14 protein-coding genes are annotated in these 17,531 nt (G+C 73.0%); 7 read left to right on the top strand and 7 right to left on the bottom strand.

All coding sequences use genetic code 11. The features are described from left to right. Positions 1-20: 20 nt before the first annotated feature. From FB388_RS20060 to FB388_RS20045, 4 genes are read right to left on the bottom strand one after another with little or no spacing between them, the layout of a single operon-like run. Positions 21-347, bottom strand: a complete 327-nt coding sequence (locus tag FB388_RS20060) for an ArsR/SmtB family transcription factor (protein ID WP_142103739.1) — start codon at positions 345-347, stop codon at positions 21-23. Between the two features lie 45 nt (positions 348-392). Then, positions 393-3,920 carry a thiol reductant ABC exporter subunit CydD gene (cydD, locus tag FB388_RS20055; protein WP_142103737.1) on the bottom strand — a complete coding sequence of 1,176 codons (3,528 nt, stop codon included), beginning with the start codon at positions 3,918-3,920 and terminating at the stop codon, positions 393-395. Beyond that, entirely contained in the window at positions 3,917-4,948 is a 1,032-nt protein-coding gene (gene cydB, locus FB388_RS20050; RefSeq protein WP_142103736.1) for a cytochrome d ubiquinol oxidase subunit II, read from the bottom strand. Before cydB ends, cydD begins: the two co-directional genes overlap by 4 nt. A 12-nt stretch (positions 4,949-4,960) precedes the next feature. Next, positions 4,961-6,364: a cytochrome ubiquinol oxidase subunit I gene (locus FB388_RS20045; RefSeq protein WP_142103735.1), complete on the bottom strand. Its 1,404-nt coding sequence runs from the start codon at positions 6,362-6,364 to the stop codon at positions 4,961-4,963. Between the two features lie 455 nt (positions 6,365-6,819). Between FB388_RS20045 and FB388_RS20040 the strand changes: the two genes are divergently transcribed. From FB388_RS20040 to FB388_RS20030, 3 genes are read left to right on the top strand one after another with little or no spacing between them, the layout of a single operon-like run. Beyond that, positions 6,820-7,056: a hypothetical protein gene (locus FB388_RS20040; RefSeq protein ID WP_142103734.1), complete on the top strand. Its 237-nt coding sequence runs from the start codon at positions 6,820-6,822 to the stop codon at positions 7,054-7,056. A gap of 51 nt (positions 7,057-7,107) precedes the next feature. Then, on the top strand, positions 7,108-9,507 hold the full coding sequence (locus FB388_RS20035) for a phosphoketolase family protein (RefSeq protein ID WP_142103732.1): 2,400 nt from the start codon (positions 7,108-7,110) through the stop codon (positions 9,505-9,507). Beyond that, positions 9,504-10,646: an acetate/propionate family kinase gene (locus tag FB388_RS20030; RefSeq protein WP_142103731.1), complete on the top strand. Its 1,143-nt coding sequence runs from the start codon at positions 9,504-9,506 to the stop codon at positions 10,644-10,646. The genes FB388_RS20035 and FB388_RS20030 overlap by 4 nt, the downstream gene beginning before the upstream one ends. Positions 10,647-10,711: 65 nt before the next feature. Here the strand turns inward: FB388_RS20030 and FB388_RS20025 are convergent, their stop codons facing one another. Together FB388_RS20025 and FB388_RS20020 are read right to left on the bottom strand one after the other, a co-directional pair. Continuing rightward, positions 10,712-10,915, bottom strand: a complete 204-nt coding sequence (locus FB388_RS20025; RefSeq protein WP_142103729.1) for a cold-shock protein — start codon at positions 10,913-10,915, stop codon at positions 10,712-10,714. Between the two features lie 327 nt (positions 10,916-11,242). Beyond that, on the bottom strand, positions 11,243-11,632 hold the full coding sequence (locus FB388_RS20020; protein ID WP_142103728.1) for a hypothetical protein: 390 nt from the start codon (positions 11,630-11,632) through the stop codon (positions 11,243-11,245). 455 nt (positions 11,633-12,087) lie between these two features. On the opposite strand from FB388_RS20020, the gene FB388_RS20015 reads away from it, so the two are divergent. From FB388_RS20015 to FB388_RS20005, 4 genes are all read left to right on the top strand, one after another. Beyond that, on the top strand, positions 12,088-13,224 hold the full coding sequence (locus tag FB388_RS20015) for a PP2C family protein-serine/threonine phosphatase (protein WP_170225745.1): 1,137 nt from the start codon (positions 12,088-12,090) through the stop codon (positions 13,222-13,224). Positions 13,225-13,295: 71 nt separating this feature from the next. Next, complete coding sequence (locus FB388_RS20010; protein ID WP_142103725.1) at positions 13,296-13,496, top strand: hypothetical protein; 201 nt, start codon at positions 13,296-13,298, stop codon at positions 13,494-13,496. A gap of 181 nt (positions 13,497-13,677) precedes the next feature. Next, the gene (locus tag FB388_RS39490; protein WP_170225744.1) at positions 13,678-13,830 is read left to right on the top strand and encodes a hypothetical protein; all 153 of its coding nucleotides are present in this window, start codon (positions 13,678-13,680) and stop codon (positions 13,828-13,830) included. 27 nt (positions 13,831-13,857) lie between these two features. Further along, positions 13,858-16,461 (top strand): hypothetical protein, encoded by a 2,604-nt coding sequence (locus tag FB388_RS20005; RefSeq protein WP_142103724.1) that lies wholly within the window; start codon positions 13,858-13,860, stop codon positions 16,459-16,461. Here FB388_RS20005 and FB388_RS20000 read toward each other — a convergent pair. Further along, positions 16,440-17,495 carry a LacI family DNA-binding transcriptional regulator gene (locus tag FB388_RS20000; RefSeq protein ID WP_246122206.1) on the bottom strand — a complete coding sequence of 352 codons (1,056 nt, stop codon included), beginning with the start codon at positions 17,493-17,495 and terminating at the stop codon, positions 16,440-16,442. The genes FB388_RS20005 and FB388_RS20000 overlap by 22 nt on opposite strands. Between the last annotated feature and the right edge of the window lie 36 nt (positions 17,496-17,531).

Raw genomic sequence — 17,531 nt, 5'->3', positions numbered from 1 at the left:
CCGTACTCCACTCAGCTCGATCAGGACGAACGCAGGTCCTCGAGCAGCTCCACCTGACCGGACAGAACCCCGGTGAGGATGGACCTGGCCACCGCGAGCAGCTCCGAGACACGTGGGCCGGTGAGCGAGTAGTACACGGCCGCCCCTTCGCGCCGTGTCGTCACCAGCCCGGCCCGGCGCAGCACGGCCAGGTGCTGGGACAGGTTCGCCGGCTCGATCTCGATCTCGCCCAGCAGCTCCGACACGGCGTGCTCACGGGTGCTCAGCAGCTCGAGCACCCGGATCCGCACCGGGTGCCCCAGCGTCTTGAAGAACTCCGCCTTCAGCTGGTACAGCGGCCTGCTCACCGGCTCCCCCTGACCTCGACCCGGGTGCGTCCGCTGCCCATGGCGTCAACCCCGATCGCCCGCTGACCGACCTCGATGCCGCCCATCGACGGCCACCGCCACATAATTGCACACATTAGCAACTGCGAAAGCAGCTAACACGGTGGTGCCCGAGGCGGTCTCCCGGGACGATGCGCCGATGCCGACGGACCGGACAGGACCGAAGGTCCGCGTCCTCGTCATCAGCCGGACCTCGGCGAGCCCGGGGGTGTGGTCGGGACGGTGGGTCACGACGAGGGCGGAGCGTCCGTCGGTGGCCGCGAGCAGTTCGGCGGCGAGCGCGTCGGCGGTGGCCGGGTCGAGATGCGCGGTCGGCTCGTCGAACAGGAGCACCGGCCGGTCGGCCAGCAAGGCGCGCGCGACGCCGAGGCGTTGGCGCTCGCCTCCGGAAACCGTCCCGCCGTGCTCGCCGATCGGCGTGTCGAGGCCCTCGGGCAGCGCGTCGAACCAGTCGCCGAGGCGGGCGCGGCGCAATGCGGCGACGAGCTCGGCGTCATCGGCGTCGGGGGCGGCGAGCTGGAGGTTGGCGCGCAGGGTGCTGTCGAACAGGTGGGTCCACGCTCCGCACCATGCGATGCCGGCCCGCACTCGGTCACCGGTGAGCTGCCGGGTGTCCGTGCCGTCGGCGAGCACCCGGCCTGCGCGGGGTGCGAGGGTGCGCAGGAGGGCGGCCACCACGGTCGACTTGCCGGACCCGGACGGGCCGGTCAGGGCGAGCCGCGTCCCGGGCGGTAGGGCGAGCTCAACGTCGCGTACCGCGTCGCGCGATGCACCGGGCCAGCGCACGGCGAGGCCCTCGGTCGCGAGGCCCGTCGGGACGCCGACGTCGGCGGGGTCGGCCGGATCGGAGACGGGTGCGGGGCGCCGTTCGAGCTCGGCGAGCCGGGCGGCGGCTGGTACCGCCGAGAGCAGGCGGACTGCGGCGTCGGGGAGGCCGGCGACCACGTCGGCGAGGGCGAGCGGGGTGAGTGCCAGCACGGCGACCGCCGGGCCGGGGAGGACCCCGCCGCGGAGCGCGGAGGTGGCGACGGCGAGCGCGGCGACGGACGTGGCGCCGATCGCGAGCACCCCCAGGCCGGAACCGAGGCCGCGGGCGGTGGCGGCGCGCCGCAGCAGCCCGGTGAGGGCGCGGTCGGCGTTGCCCAGCGCGACCCGGTAGCGCTCGGCGGCGCCGAAGACGAGCAGGTCGGGGGCGGCGTCGAGCAGCTCGACCGTGCGGGCGAGTACGTCGCCGCGGGCAGCGGCGGCGCGGCGCTCGGTGCGGTGGACGGCCCAGGCGGTGGCGGCGGGGGCGACGACGCCGGCGAGCACGAGGCCGAGCGCGGTGACGAGGCCCGCTGCGGGGAGCAGCAGGCCGAGCCCGACGGCGGTGGCGAGCCCGACGAGCGCGGCAGCGGCGGCCGGTACGACGACCCGCACGAGCAGGTCCTGCTGGGCGTCGACGTCCCCGATCAGGCGTGCCAGCAGCTCGCCCCGGCGCAGCCGGGCGGTGTCGGCCGGGCCGAGCCGGACCAGCGCGGTCCAGATCCGTACGCGCAGGTCGGTCGAGGCGCGCAGCGCCGCGTCGTGCGAGGCGAGCCGTTCGGCGTAGCGCAGCACGCCCTTGCCGAGGCCGAAGGTGCGCACCGCGACGATGGCGACCATCAGCGTGAGCACGGGCGGGTGCAGCGCGGCGGCGGAGATCAGCCACGCCGACGTCGCGGTGAGCGCGACCCCGCAGCCGAGGGCGAGGCCGCCGAGCAGCACGGCGAGGGCGAGGCGGCCGTGCTGCTCACGTGCGGCGGTGAGCGACCACCGCAGGGCCCGGGCCGGGCGCGGGACGGCCGGCGGTGCCTCCCGCGGCGCCGTGGCCGTGGGGGCGCCGATCGTCCGCACGGCGGCGGTCCGGCGCGCCGGTGCGGCGGCGACCGGCGCCGCACCGGGCGTGAGGTCGAGGATCCGGTCGCAGTGCACGAGCACGGCGTCGCGGTGACTGATGATGATCGCGGTACGCCCGGCGAGCACGCCGGGAAGCGCGTCGATGATCGCGGCCTCGGTGTCGGCGTCGACGCCTTCGGTGGGCTCGTCGAGCAGGAGGAGCGGGCGGTCTGCGAGCACGGCGCGTGCGAGCGCGACGCGGCGGCGCTGCCCGGTCGACAGGCCGTTGCCGTCCTCACCGACGGGCGTGTCGAGAGCGACGTCGAGCCCGGCCGCACGGGCGGCTGCCGCGACGCGGTCGAGCGGCGCGGCGGGATCGGCGAGCCGGATGTTGTCGGCGACGGTGCCGGCGAGCAGCACGGGTTGCTGGGGGACCCAGGCGACCCGGCGGTGCCACGCGTCGGGATCGATGTCGGCGAGGTCGACCCCGCCGACGGTGACCCGGCCCGCGTCCGGGGTGCGCAGCCCGAGCAGCAGGTCGACCAGGGTTGTCTTGCCCGCGCCGCTGCGGCCGCGGACGCCGAGCACGGTGCCGGGCGGGAGCACCAGGTCGAGCCCGTCGAGCACGGGGCCGCCGCGACCTTCGACGGTGACGGCGTGCAGCGCCACGGGCAGGCGGGAGGGGTCGGGGGCGGGGACCCGGCCGTCCTCGTGGTCTGCGGTGGGGGTCTCCAGCACGCCGAAGACCACTGTGGCGGCGGCGAGGCCTTCCGCCGAGTCGTGGAACCGGGCGCCGACCGCTCGGAGCGGGAGGTAGACCTCGGGGGCGAGGACGAGCACGAGCAGCGCGGTGGCGAGGTCGAGGCGGCCCTCGACCAGGCGCAGCCCGACGGAGACGGCGACCAGTGCGACCGAGAGCGTGGCGAGCAGCTCCAGCGCGAGCGCGGACAGGAACGCGACCCGCAGGGTGCGCATCGTCGCGGCGCGGTATGCGTCGGCGAGCGTGCGCAGCCGGGAGGCCTGCCTGCGGGCCCGGCCGAAGGAGACGAGCACCTCGAGGCCGGCGACCAGGTCGAGGAAGTGGTGGCCGAGGACGGCGAGGGCCCGCCACTGGCGGCGGGTGGAGCGCTCGGTGTGCAGCCCGATGAGGATCATGAAGATCGGGATGAGCGGCACGGTGACGGCGACGACCAGGCCGGAGACCCAGTCGGCGGCGAGGATCCGCGCCGCGACGACCGCGGGCACGACCGAGGCGATCAGCAGCGTGGGCAGGTAGCGGCCGAAGTAGCCGTCCAGCCCGTCCAGGCCGCGGGTGGCCATGGTGGCGAGCTCGCCGCGGGGTGGCAGGTCCCGGTGGCGGGGCCCGAGCCGCAGCACGTGCTCGACGAGCCGGGTGCGCAGCTGCCCGATCACGGTCGCGGCCGCACGGTGCGCGGCGGCCTCGCCCGCCCACGCGAGCGCGGCGCGGGCGGCGACCACGGCGAGCAGGCCGGCGAGCGGTGCAGCAAGCTCGGCGACCGCGGAACCGCCGAGGAACGCGGCCGTGATGGTGTCGGCCAGCAGTTGTGCCTGGACGAGGACGAGCACGGCCGTGGCCACCGCGACCGCGGCGGCCAACCCGACGAACCGTCGGGCTGCCGCCGCGTGTCGCAGCAGGCGCGGGTCGAGCGGCTTCATCGAGCCGTTGCAGCCGAGCGGGCGGCCAGCCCCGCGGCCGGGGGGATGTCGCCGGGCCGGATGCGCTTGCGGAACACCCAGAAGGTCCAGGCCTGGTAGGCGAGCACGATCGGGGTGAACACGACCGCCACCCACGTCATGATCGTGAGCGTGTACGGGGTGGAGGCGGCGTTCGTCGTGGTCAGGCTGAACGCCGGGTCGGTGGTGGAGGGCAGGACGTCCGGGTAGAGCGAGCCGAAGAGCGTGACGGTGACCGCGACGATCGCGACGGCGGTGAGCGTGAACGCCCACCCGTCGCGGCGGTTGACGAGCCACAGGGCCCCGAGGAGGGCGCCCGCGGCTGCGACGACGCCGGCGAGGGTCCAGCCCGCGCCGTGGGCGAGCTCGGTCCACACGAGGAAGGCGCCGCCGACGGCCACGGCGAGCAGGCCCCCGCGGCGGGCGATGTCCACCGCGCGTTCACGGACCGGGCCCTCGGTCTTGAGGGTGAGGAACACCGCGCCGTGCAGGGTGAACAGCAGCAGCGTGGCGAGCCCGCCGAGCAGCGCGTACGGGTTGAGCAGCGTGAGCAGGGTGCCGGTGAACCGGTGGTCGGCGTCGAGCGGGACCCCTTGGACGATGTTGGCGAAGGCGATGCCCCAGAGCAGCGCGGGGACGAGCGAGCCGAACACGATCGCGCGGTCCCAGTTGCGCCGCCACCGGTCGCTGTCGATCTTCCCGCGGAACTCGAACGCGACCCCGCGCAGGATCAGCGCGACGAGGATGATCAGCAGGGCCAGGTAGAACCCGGAGAACAGGCTCGCGTACCACTCGGGGAAGGCGGCGAAGGTGGCGCCGCCCGCGACGAGCAGCCACACCTCGTTGCCGTCCCAGACCGGCCCGATCGTGTTGATCGCGACGCGGCGGTCGTTCTCGGTGCGGCCGACGAGCGGCAGCAGGGTCCCGACGCCGAAGTCGAAGCCTTCGAGGACGAAGTAGCCGGTCCAGAGGACCGCGATGAGCAGGAACCAGATGTCGGTGAGTGCCATGACGCGTCCTCGTCAGTAGGCGACGGCCAGCGGCCGCGGCTCGTCGGATCCCACAGCGCTGTCGTCGCTCGACGCCGGGGGTGGGGGACCGGCCTTGGCGTAGCGGACCATCAGGACGCCGTCGACGACGGCGAGCAGGCCGTAGAGCAGGGTGAACACGATCAGCGATGTGAGGACGCTCGCGGTGCCGACCTCGGGGGAGACCCCGTCCGCCGTGCGCAGCACCCCGAAGACGAGCCACGGCTGGCGACCCATCTCGGTGAAGATCCAGCCCACGCTGTTGGCCGCGAACGGGGTGACCAGGGTGGCGAGTGCGGCGGGGTAGAACCAGCGCGGGACGGGCCGTCGGGCCCTGCGGCGGGTGAACCACAGCCCGGCCGCCGCGATCAGCCCGGCCAGCACCCCGAATCCGATCATGAGGCGGAACGTCCAGTAGGAGACCGGGATGTTCGGGCGGTAGTCGCCCGGGCCGTAGGTCTGCTCGGCGGCGGCCTGCAGGTCGTCGATGCCCTCGACGCGACCGTCGAACGAGCCGGTGGCCATGAACGAGAGCACGCGCGGGACCCGGACGCTGAACAGCTCCTGCGACCCGTCGAGGGTGCCGACGGTGAAGAGCGAGAACGACGCGGGGGCGACCGTGTCGTAGAGGGCCTCGGCGGCGGCCATCTTCATCGGCTGTTGCTCGGTCATCAGGCGGGCCTGCAGGTCACCGGTGACGACCGTGCCGATTGCGGCGATCAGCGTGGTGACCAGCGCGAGCCGGATCGATGGGCGCATGGTGTCGGTGTGGCGGCCCTTCCCGAGGTGCCACGCGCTGATCGCGAGCACGAACACACCGGCGGTGAGGAAGCAGGCCGTGATCGTGTGCAGGAAGGCACCGACGGCGGTCGAGTTGGTCAGCACGGCGCCGAAGTCGGTCAGCTCGGCGCGGCCGGTGGCGTCGTTCACGATGTGGCCGACCGGGTGCTGCATCCAGGAGTTCGCGGCGAGGATGAAGTAGGCCGAGAGCATCGTGCCGATCGAGGCGAGCCAGATGCAGGCCAGGTGAACGCGCTTCGGGAGCCGGTCCCAGCCGAAGATCCACAGGCCGAGGAAGGTCGACTCCAGGAAGAACGCCAGCAGACCCTCGATGGCCAGCGGGGCGCCGAAGATGTCGCCGACGAAGCGGCTGTAGTCGCTCCAGTTCATCCCGAACTGGAACTCCTGCACGATGCCGGTGACCACGCCCATCGCGAAGTTGATCAGGAAGAGCTTGCCCCAGAACTTCGTCATGCGCAGGTACCGCTCGTCGCCGGTGCGCACCCACGCGGTCTGCATCCCCGCGACGAGCGCCGACAGCCCGATCGTCAGCGGGACGAACAGGAAGTGGTACACGGTGGTGACGGCGAACTGCCACCGTGCGAGGTCGAGGGTCATGGCTCCTCCGGCTGCGTGCGGACCGGATCGCCCGGCTCGTACCCAGCGTCGCCCGGACCGGTGGATCTCCGGCAGGGACGACGGGCCCGTCACCGGGGCGGACGGGTCCTTGATCCGCTGGGACGGATGGGCCGATCGGTTCGGGACCTTGGTCCCGATCAGGCGAGCGCGCTCAGCGCCCCAGCGCCACGAGGACGGCGGCCTTCACGACCTCGAGCGCGACGTAGCGGAGGTGCGCGCGGGACCGGGGCGCATCCTCGCCGGCCAGGACGCGGTCGGACTGTGCTCGCTGCGTGTGTCGGGGTCCAACGGCCGGGGGAGCGAGGGTCGTGCGCACCTGACGCCGGGCCGGCCATCGGGGCGAGCCTCGGTGGACCGCTGCGAAGCGGAACAGCCGAGGACCGGAGGGACGGATCCCGGCGACGGATCACCGGAGGTGGCGTGTGATGTGGCGGGTGAGCGGTGCAGGTTCGATCGTCTGCGGTCTGCTACTGGGCATCGCCCTGCTGGCGTTCTCGGCGGTGGCGGTGCTGCTCGTCGCGATCGGCGCGGTACTCGGACGCGGGATGGCCGCGTTCGTCTCCGGCGTCCGCCTGGACCCTGCGCCGTCGGCGAAGCGACGAGCACGCGAGGTCGTCGGCGGCGATCGGCGTTCGATCGCGGGCCGTTCGGCCCTGCCGGGACGGCCATGATCTGTTTGGCTTGGAGCCGAGCGACGTCCGCCTATCCCGGGAGCTCCTCGCATGACGATCACAGCAGGCGGCGGCACCGCCGCGACGTCCGAGCAGGCCTCTGAGGCGGAGCTCGACCGCCTCGACGCGTGGTGGCGCGCGGCGAACTACCTGTCCGTCGGGCAGATCTACCTGCTCGACAACCCGCTGCTGGCGCAGCCGCTGCGTCCTGAGCACGTCAAACCGCGTCTGCTCGGGCACTGGGGGACCACCCCGGGTCTGACGTTCCTCTGGGCGCACCTGAACCGGGTGATCGTGCAGCGCGGGATCGACGCCATGTTCGTCACCGGGCCCGGGCACGGCGGGCCCGCCGTGGTCGCGTCGGCGTGGTTGGAGGGCGCCTACTCGGAGAGGTTCCCGGACGTCTCACGGGACGGCGCCGGGATGCGCAGGCTCTTCCGGCAGTTCTCGTTCCCGGGCGGGATCCCCAGCCACGCGGCTCCTGAGACGCCGGGCTCGATCCACGAGGGCGGGGAGCTGGGCTACTCGCTGGCCCACGCCTACGGGGCGGCGCTGGACAACCCCGACCTGCTGGTGGCGTGCGTGATCGGCGACGGTGAGGCGGAGACGGGTCCGTTGGCCGCGTCGTGGCACGCGAACAAGTTCCTCGACCCGGTCTCCGACGGCACGGTGTTGCCGATCCTGCACCTCAACGGCTACAAGATCGCGAACCCGACGGTGCTGTCGCGGATCCCGGAGCGGGAGCTGCTGGCGCTGCTGGAGGGGTACGGCCACGAGCCCTTCGTCGTGGACGTCGACGCCGACTCGGACCACATGGCCGCGCACGCCCGCATGGCCGAGGCGATGGACCGGGTCGTCGACCGGATCTCCGACATCCGCGCCGGCGCGGTCCGTGGGGAGCCGGCGGAGCGGCCGCGCTGGCCGGTGCTCGTGCTGCGCAGCCCGAAGGGCTGGACCGGTCCCCGCACGGTCGACGGGCTACCGGTGGAGGGCACCTGGCGGGCGCACCAGGTGCCGCTCGCGGCCGTGCGGGACAACCCCGAGCACCTGGCCCAGCTGGAGCAGTGGCTGCGCTCGTACCGGCCCGAGGAGCTCTTCGACCCGGAGGGCCGCCCGGCCACCGAGCTCGACGGCGTGGCGCCCACCGGTACCCGCCGGATGAGCGCGAGCCCGCACGCGAACGGCGGGGAGCTGCTGCAGCCCCTGCGGCTGCCCGACTTCCGCGAGCAGACGGTGGCCGTCCCGCGGCCCGGCGCGGTGACCGCGGAGGCCACCCGGGTGCTCGGCGAGTGGGTGCGCGAGGTCGTGCGCGCGAACCCGTCGAACTTCCGGCTGGTCGGGCCCGACGAGGTGGCGTCCAACCGGCTGCAGGCCGTGTTCGAGGTGACCGATCGGCTCTTCGCCGGCGAGATCCTGCCCACCGACGAGCACCAGAGCCCGCACGGGCGGGTGCTGGAGGTGCTCTCGGAGCACCTGTCCGAGGGCTGGCTGGAGGGCTACCTCCTCACCGGCCGGCACGGCCTGTTCACCTGCTACGAGGCCTTCATCCACATCGTCGACTCGATGGTCAACCAGCACGCCAAGTGGATCAAGGTGAGCAGGCGGATCCCGTGGCGGCGCCCCATCGCGGCGCTGAACTTCCTGCTCACCAGCCACGTGTGGCGCCAGGACCACAACGGGTTCTCCCACCAGGACCCCGGGTTCATCGACCACGTGGTGAACAAGAAGTCCGAGATCGTGCGGGTGTACCTGCCGCCGGACGCCAACACGCTGCTCGCCGTGATGGACGAGTGCCTGCGTGGCCGCGACCTGATCAACGTGGTGGTCGCCGGCAAGCAGGCGGCGCCGCAGTGGCTCGCCCCGGACGCGGCCGTCGCGCACGCCCGCCGCGGGATCGGGATCTGGGACTGGGCGAGCAGCGACGCCGGTGAGCAACCCGACGTCGTGCTGGCCTGCTGCGGTGACGTGCCCACGCTGGAGACCCTCGCCGCGGTGAGCCTGCTGCGCGAGCACCTGCCCCAGCTGCGGGTGCGGGTCGTCAACGTGGTCGATCTGATGCGCCTGCAGGAGCCGACCGAGCACCCGCACGGGCTGTCGGACCGCGAGTACGACCTGCTGTTCCCGCCGGACACGCCGGTGATCTTCGCGTTCCACGGATACCCGTGGCTGATCCACCGCCTGACCTACCGCCGGCACAACCACGAGCGGCTCCACGTGCGCGGCTACAAGGAGGAGGGCACCACCACCACGCCCTTCGACATGCTGATGCTCAACGACCTCGACCGGTTCCACCTGGTCGCCGACGTGATCGACCGGGTACCGGGCCTCGGGGTGCGGTACGCGGCGCTGCGCCAGCACATGCTCGACGAACGGCTGCGCTGCCGCGACCACACCCGCCACACCGGCGAGGACGCCCCCGACGTCCGGAACTGGGAGTGGACCGCCCGATGAGGGTCCTGATCGTCAACGCCGGATCGAGCAGCATCAAGGTCCGCCTGCTCGACGGCGACGCGCTCGTCCACCGGACTGACCTCTCCGCCGACCGGGGGCGGCCGGAGCCCGGGGCGCTGGAGGAGGCCCTCGACGGGCTGGGGCGGATCGACGCCGTCGGCCACCGGGTGGTGCACGGTGGCCCGCACCGCCACGGACCGGTCCTCGTCGACGACGCGGTCCTGGCGGAGCTGGACGAGCTGGCCGCGCTCGCCCCGCTGCACCAGCCACCCGCGCTGGCCGCGCTCCGCGCGACCCGGTCGGCTCTTCCGGAGGTGCCGGCCGTCGCCTGCTTCGACACCGCCTTCCACGCCGGCATGCCGGCCGCGGCCTCGACGTACGCGATCCCGGCCCGGTGGCGCGACGAGCTCGGGGTGCGCCGCTACGGGTTCCACGGGTTGGCGCACGAGTGGGCCGCGCGCCGGGCCGCCGTCCTCGCGGGTCCCGGGCTGCGGACGGTCGTCGCGCACCTCGGGTCGGGCGCCTCGGCCTGCGCGGTGGCGTGGGACGGGGACCGGCCCCGGTCGGTGGACACGACGATGGGTTTCACCCCGACCGCCGGCCTGGTCATGGGCAGCCGCAGCGGTGACCTGGACCCGGCGGTCCCGTCGTGGCTGGTGGAGTCAGCCGGTCTCGCCGCCGCCGACGTCGCCGGGGCGCTCGACCGCGAGTCCGGGCTGGCCGGGCTCGCCGGCAGCGCGGACATGCGCGACGTGCTGGCGGGGGAGCGGGCCGGGCGACCGGATGCCACGCTCGCGGTCGAGGTCTGGCTGCACCGGCTCCGCGCGGCGGTCGCGGCGATGGCGGCCGCCCTGGGCGGGCTCGACGTGCTCGTGTTCAGCGGTGGCATCGGCGAGCGCGCCCCGGATCTGCGTCGGCGCGCCGTCGAAGGGCTCGGCTTCCTCGGCCTGGCCGTCGACGAGCACGCCAACGCCGCCGCCGATCCGGACGGCGAGACCGACGTCAGCACCGGCACGGCCCCCGCCCGCACCCTCGTGGTCCACAGCCGCGAGGAACTCGTCATCGGGGCGCAGGTGCGTGCCCTCCTCACGGGAACGCACCAGGTGAGCGGGGCATCGACCGTCAGGACGCCGGGGTGAGCGGGCAGTACTGGTCCGCCGCCCGAAGCGCGCGGCCGGCCGGGAATGTCGAGTGAAACTCGTGGTCAGATGGGGCGGACGCTGTCCGCCTGCGGCCCCTTCTGGCCCTGGCTGGATTCGAAGGAAACCCGCTGGCCCTCCTCCAGCGACTTGTATCCGCTGCCGGCGATGGCCGAGTAGTGGACGAAGATGTCCTTGCCGCCGTCGTCGGGGGCGATGAAGCCGAAGCCCTTCTCGCCGTTGAACCACTTCACGGTGCCCTCGGGCATGTTCTCTCCTCAGTGTCCGTACCGGCGGTGGCGTTGCCACCCCACGGTCGTTCGGGCGACAGATTACGACCGGCCCGGAGGCGCAGACCAGGTGCCCCGCCATCAACTCGTGTCGTATCCGGACCGGCTGATGGTGGACGTCGGCCCGTTCGACGAGGTGGGCCACGGTGCCGGTCGAGTTCGCCGCTGACGCCCACCTGCGGGCCGGCGCCGACGAAGCCGGAACCCAACCGCCGGCGGAGAGCGGATTCTGTCGATACCGCGATTACAACGAATGCCAGCGCCTGCGGTGGGTGACAGCCGAGGATCGCGGGCGGTCGATCGCACTCATACCCGGTCCTCCGGCGGAGCCGCTGGCCCGGTGCGGGCGGCCAGCGGGGGCGCCGAGAGTCCGAGGGTGACGGCCTTGGAGTCCTCGGCGACCGTCGTGCCGTTGAAGCCGACCGGCCTGTCCAGGTCGGCCGGCTCCGTCCCGGCGCCGGGATCGGCGGTCGCCGCCGAATCGGGGCGAGCCCGCCGCGCCTTCGCGGCGGCGTTCCTCGTGGCGAGCGCCGCGTCACCGGCCAGGTCCCACCCGCGTTCGCGCAGCCGTCGCACCTCGGGGCTGCGAGCGAGCTCGGCTGCTCGCCGTCGCAACGTCGTCAGCTGTCGACGTCCCTCGGGCTGACCCGCGTAGTAGCCGATTCCGGCCGCGACCGCGTAGCGGAATATTCCCATGACGTTCCTCCTGGCGCCTACGGCGAGACGACTCTGTCGTGATCGACGTGGGCGGATGTCGTGACGATCTGTGCAACATGACCACGCCGGTGAAGCCTGCTCGGGCTCTCGCAGCCATGATCTGGATCTCGGCCCGGGTATCGGCCCGAGGGCGGGTCGGGGGTCTGTTGGACATACCCGACGTGCGCGGACCCACACGCGAACCGCGAACGGCAAGCATCGCTGAGGTCTCGGTGCGGCCGGCTGTGACAGCTCGAGCTCCAGCGGGCCGGGGACAGGTCGACGCGGTGACTCGCTGTGGGCCGTCGCGTGACGGTGGCGGGGGTGGCAGGGTGGCCGCGGTGATGAGGGATGCGGCGACTGCTCGGCCCGGCGTCGGCGCGCTGTTGAGAGATCTGGATCGAGCGCCGCCGAGCGAGCTGGTTGATGTCTGCTCACGATGGCTGGCCCGGCGGGTGTCGGCGCAGGGCTGCGTCGTGCTGCTGTCGGACTACGCCGAGGCGAGTCTGGAGCCGGTGGCGGTGGACCCCGCCACTGCGCCGATCCTGTCCCAGGACTTGGTGCACAGCGCTGCGGGTGTGTCCTACCGGGAGCAGCGCCGCGTCACCGCCGTCGTGGAACGTTCCGCTGATACTGCCGCGGTCGGTGCTGCTGATCGTGGTGCGCCCGGGCCCGCGGTTGTGGTCTACCTCCCGGTGTCGGTCCGTGCCGAGCGTCTGGGGGTCCTCGCTGTCACCCTGCCCGGTGACGACGTCGGCGGGGCAACATTGGACGTGCTCGAGGATGTCGCTCGCGTCCTGGGGCACGTGCTGACAGGCGCTCGCCGCTACACCGACCGGTTCGAGATGCTGCGCCGCAGGCGTGAGCTGGGGTTGGCTGCGGAGATCCAATGGGAGCTGCTGCCCAGCCTGGCCTTCGAGCTGCCGGCGTTCTCCATCGCGGGCGCGTTGGAGCCCGCGTACGAGATCGGCGGGGACAACTTCGACTACGCCGTCAGCGCCCATTGTCTGACCGTGGCCGTCAGCGACGCGGCCGGCCACGGGCTGCGCGCGTCGCTGCTGGCCAGCCTCTCCTGCACGGCGATGCGCAACGCCCGCCGCGCGCACTGCTCGATCGTCGAGCAGGCCGAGACCGCGAATCGGCACCTGGTGGAGCAGTTCCCCGGCCCTGACTTCGTCACCGGCCTCATCCTCGAACTCGACGTCGACACCGGCGTCGGGACGATCCTCAACGCCGGTCACCCGCCGCCGCTGCTGGTGCGGGACGGCGCGGTGAGCGAACTCCTCGTTCCGCCCGAGCTGCCGCTCGGGCTGCTCGGCGCCACGCACTACCCGACTCACCCGATCGCGCTCCAACCGGGGGACCGGTTGCTGCTGCTCACCGACGGCATCACCGAGGCCCATCAGCGAGGTGAGCAGGAGTTCGGCTATCGCCGGCTGGCCGCGCTGCTCGCGGAGCACCACGAGCTCGCGCCTCCCGAGCTCGTACGACACATCACCCGGGCCGTCACCAAGTCGTGCAACGGCGAGATCAGCGACGACGCCACGGTCGTGTGCCTCGACTGGCACCCGAAGCAACCCCCGGCCCAGTGACCGTGTCACTCGATCGAGGGATCGTTGCTTTGGGACATCGCCGCGTGGCTCGGGGCATCCAAGATCAGCGTGTGACCGCTGGGGGGACATTCGACGTGATCGACTTCATGGAGCAACGGCCGGCGCTCGTCGCCGAGCTGCTGCGGCTGCACGTCGACGACGGCACGGGGCACTGTGCCGGATGCTCGTGGCGGCAGGCGGCGGTGCCGATTCACCCTTGCGGGATCCGGTGGTACGCACAATGTGCCGAGGAGGCGCTCCGCTGCCGCTGAGCGCTCAGCCGTGGGAAGCGGCATCGCCGATCTCAGGATCGTCTCGCACCACCCCGACCCGACGTCGGATCCGGCGGTGAAGTGCGGGGGTGCAGGCCGGCCCCTTCGCTCTTGACCGTCTCGCTCACGAGTCCTACCGTCTGTCGAAACCAGCTTTCCGCTTGTCGGAAGGAACCTCTTCGTGTCCGCCGTCGTGCGCGTGCTCATCCAGTGCGAAAACGTTTTCAACGTCGCTCGTCGAGGGACCTGGAACGACCTGTTCGGGCCGTTGATCTTCCTCATCTCCCAGCGCTACTTCATCCAGGGCATCACGGTGGACGGGCTCGAGGGCTGAGCGCCCGCCCGGGAAGTGAGGAGACGGATGGGCGAGCAGCCCGACGAGCACCACTCCGCAGCACCGGTCGTCATCGAGGCCGGGGACGACGTGGGCGCCAGCCCGACGGGACGCTGGGCCGTCGAGCACCTGGTGGACGTCCTGACCCGGCGCGGGATCGCCGTGGTCCGGGAGCCGGTGGGGCGCGGCGTGCCCGGCGAGCCGCTGCGGATCTCGCTCGCCCTCGGCGGGAGCGGGGCGTCGGGGACACGGGAGTCGTTCTCCGTCACGCGCCCCGCTGACCGACCCCGGACGATCGGCGTGGCGGGCAGCGACGGGCGCGGCCTCGCCTACGCCGTGCTCGACCTCGCCGACGTCGCGGCACTCGCCGCCGACCCGCTCGAGGCGCTGCTCGCCACCGCGCCCGAGGAAGGCGTCCCGGCGACGCCGGTGCGGAGCGTGAGCCGCATCTTCGTCAGCGACGTCGAGGACACGCCGTGGCTGCACGACCGCGCGTTCTGGGACGAGTATCTGACCGAGCTGGCCACGCACCGGGTCAACCGGCTGCAGCTCGCCTTCGGCATGCAGTACAACTACTCCTACGACCTGAACGTCCGGGACAACTACCTCTGCTTCGCCTACCCGTTCCTCGTCGACGTCCCCGGCTACGACGTGCGTGCGGGCGGCGTCTCGGACGAGGAGCGCGCGCGCAACCTCGAGACCCTGCAGTGGGTGAGCGCGGAGGCGGAGCGGCGCGGCATCCACTTCCAGCTCGGGCTCTGGAACCACGCCTACGAGATGCCGGAGAGCCCGCAACCCCGGTACCCGATCATCGGGGTGACGCCGGAGAACCACGCCGCGTACGCCTCCGCCGGTCTGGAGGCCCTGCTGCGCGCCTGCCCCGCGATCGACGGGCTCACGTTCCGGGTGCACTACGAGGGCGGCGTGCCCGAGCCCGGCCACGACTTCTGGCGCACGGTGATGGGGGCGGTGTCGCGGGTCGGGCGCCCACTGGAGATCGACATGCACGCCAAGGGGGTCGACGCGGGGCTGGTCGACGTGGCCCGCGGGACGGGGGCGTCGGTCGTCGTGTCGGCGAAGTACTGGGCCGAGCACCTCGGCCTGCCCTACCACCAGGTTTCGGTGCGATCGCTCGAGGAGCCGACGGAGGAACCCGGTACGGGGCTGAAGTCGATCACCCGGCACCAGCGGCGGTTCACGCGCTACGGCTACGGCGACTTCCTGCGGGAGGACCGCGACTACGACCTGCTCTTCCGGATCTGGCCGGGCACCCAGCGCCTGCTGCTGTGGGGTGACCCGGTGCTGGCGGCCGGGTTCGGCCGCCTCTCGACGATCGGCGGCGCGCTGGGTGCGGAGCTGTGCGAGCCGCTGTCGTTCAAGGGCCGCAAGACCAGTGGTGAGCCGGGCGGGCGCGATCCGTACCTCGACCCCGAGCTGCGGCTGGCAGGCGACCCCTGGACGAAGTACCGCTACACCTACCGCCTGTGGGGCCGACTGCTCTACGACCCCGACGCCGACCCCGCGGTGTGGCGGCGGTTCCTGCAGCACGAGTACGGGGCGGCCGCGTCCGACCTCGAGGCGGCGCTGGGGGCGGCGAGCCGCGTGCTCCCGCTGGTCACCGTCGCACACGGGCCGAGCGCGTCGAACAACTACTACTGGCCCGAGATGTACCTCAACATGCCGCTGGCCGGCGGGACGAGCTCGTGGCACTACCACTTCGACACCCCGGAGCCCGGCACCCTCGGTGCTGCCAGCCCCTTCGATCCCGCTCTCTTCGACCGCATCGACGACCACGCCGACGACCTGCTCGCCGGGCGGCGCAGCGGCCGGTACGGGCCGTCCGAGGTGGCGACGTGGCTCGAGCGGCTCTCCGACGACGCCGAGCGTGCGCTGCAGCAGGCGGTTGCGGTGAGCCCCGACGCCAACGCACCGGCGTTCCGCCGGGTCGCGGTGGACGTGACCGCACAGGCCGGGCTCGGCCGGTTCTTCGCCGGGAAGATGCGCGCCGGTCTGGCGTACGCGCTCTTCCAGCGCACGAAGGACCCGCAGCACCTGGGTGACGCGGTCGGGGCGTACCGGGCGGCCCGGGACGCGTTCGCCGCCGTGGCGGACGTGACGACCGGCGTCTACCGCCCCGACCTCACCTTCGGTGATCGCGTTGCCGAGCACGGGCACTGGGCGGATCGGGTGCCCGCGGTGGAGGAGGACCTCGCCGCGCTGGAGCTCGAGCACGAGGCCGCCCTCGCCGCACCGCCCGCCGAGGGGGTCGCGGTCCGCGTGGCGGCGATCCCGGCCGTCGCCCGGCCGGGGTTGCGCCACGTGCCGCCTGCCGCGTTCCGCCCGGCTGCCGACGTGGTGCTGACGGCGGAGCCGGACGGCCCGTTCGACGGGACCGTCGTGCTGCACTACCGCCACCTCAACCAGGGCGAGCACTACCGGACGGTCGAGATGGGCGGCGACGGGCGGCTCACCGCGACCGTGCCGGGCGACTACACCGACTCGCCCTACCCGCTGGCGTACTTCTTCACGATGAGGCACGCGGACGGGGACGCCTGGATCGTGCCGGGACTGGACGAGACGCTGGCGAACCAGCCCTACCACGTGGTCCGTCAGGAGGCGGGTCGAGCGTGAACGCCCGCGGCGTCGTCGGGCGTCGCCGGTGCCGGAGCGCCCGTGGAACCGCGGACGATCAGGCGCGTGGGGAGGCGCAGGTGCGGGTTGGCGAGCCGGTCGCCCGCGAGCAGGGCGAGGACCATCTCCACCGCGCGCTGCCCCATCAGTTGCAAGGGCTGCTCGACCGTGGTCAGCGCCGGCCGGCACAGCGCGCTCTCCGGGACGTTGTCGAACCCGACCACCGAGAGGTCACGCGGCACGTCCAGGCCGAGCGTGAGCGCGACGTCGACGGTGGCGATCGCCGACACGTCGTTGGCGGCGAAGATCGCCGTCGGCCTGTCCGGCAGCTCCAGGAGCGCGCGGGCGGCGTCCTGGTGGTCGGTGGCGCCGTAGCCGCCGGCGTGCACCAGGCTCGGGTCGAACTGCACACCGGCGGCGGCGAGCGAGGCGCGGTAGCCGTGCTCGCGCTGCTGCGCGGACGCGAGCTCGCGCGGCGGGCGGCCGAGGAAGCCGATCCGACGATGCCCGAGCCCGAGCAGGTGGTCCGTGGCCAGGCGGGCGCCCGCGAAGTTGTCGGAGTCGACCGCGGGCAGACCTTCGCCGCCGATGCGGGAGTCGACGGCGACGACGGGCGTGGAGCCGGGCGTGGTCTCGACGGTGGGTGTGACGAGCACGGCGCCGTCGATCAGCGTGCCGGACAGTCGGGGCAGGTAGCGGTGTTCCCAGCCCATGCGGTCGGCGCTTCGCCCCACCGCGGCGTAGACGAGCAGCTCGTAGTCGGTGTCGCGGACAGCGGCGGCCGCGCCCTTGAGCACTTCGGCGCTGTAGGGCCCGATGTCCCAGACGAGGACGCCGATCACGCCGGTGCGCGCGATGCGCATGCTGCGGGCGACGAGGCTCGACTCGTAGCCGAGCTCGGCGACCGCCTCCCGGACCCGGCGAACGGTGTCCGAGGCGACCCCGTAGCGGTCGTTGAGCGCCTTCGAGGCCGTTGCCACCGAGACGCCCGCTCGGGCCGCCACGTCCCGGATGGTCACCCGGTCCTTCGCCACCCGGGGATCCTAGTCGAACCGAGATCGGGGGAAGCC

This window comes from Pseudonocardia cypriaca (assembly GCF_006717045.1).
Lineage (GTDB): Bacteria > Actinomycetota > Actinomycetes > Mycobacteriales > Pseudonocardiaceae > Pseudonocardia > Pseudonocardia cypriaca.
This window is presented reverse-complemented; position numbering and strand designations above follow the sequence as displayed.

What these genes read in the sequence shown, in the direction of transcription:
- cydD (WP_142103737.1), bottom strand. Translation starts at nt 3,920, where the DNA reads ATGAAGCCGCTCGACCCGCGCCTGCTGCGACACGCGGCGGCAGCCCGA.
- cydB (WP_142103736.1), bottom strand. Translation starts at nt 4,948, where the DNA reads ATGGCACTCACCGACATCTGGTTCCTGCTCATCGCGGTCCTCTGGACC.
- FB388_RS20045 (WP_142103735.1), bottom strand. Translation starts at nt 6,364, where the DNA reads ATGACCCTCGACCTCGCACGGTGGCAGTTCGCCGTCACCACCGTGTAC.
- FB388_RS20035 (WP_142103732.1), top strand. Translation starts at nt 7,108, where the DNA reads ATGACGATCACAGCAGGCGGCGGCACCGCCGCGACGTCCGAGCAGGCC.
- FB388_RS20030 (WP_142103731.1), top strand. Translation starts at nt 9,504, where the DNA reads ATGAGGGTCCTGATCGTCAACGCCGGATCGAGCAGCATCAAGGTCCGC.
- FB388_RS20025 (WP_142103729.1), bottom strand. Translation starts at nt 10,915, where the DNA reads ATGCCCGAGGGCACCGTGAAGTGGTTCAACGGCGAGAAGGGCTTCGGC.
- FB388_RS20020 (WP_142103728.1), bottom strand. Translation starts at nt 11,632, where the DNA reads ATGGGAATATTCCGCTACGCGGTCGCGGCCGGAATCGGCTACTACGCG.
- FB388_RS20005 (WP_142103724.1), top strand. Translation starts at nt 13,858, where the DNA reads ATGGGCGAGCAGCCCGACGAGCACCACTCCGCAGCACCGGTCGTCATC.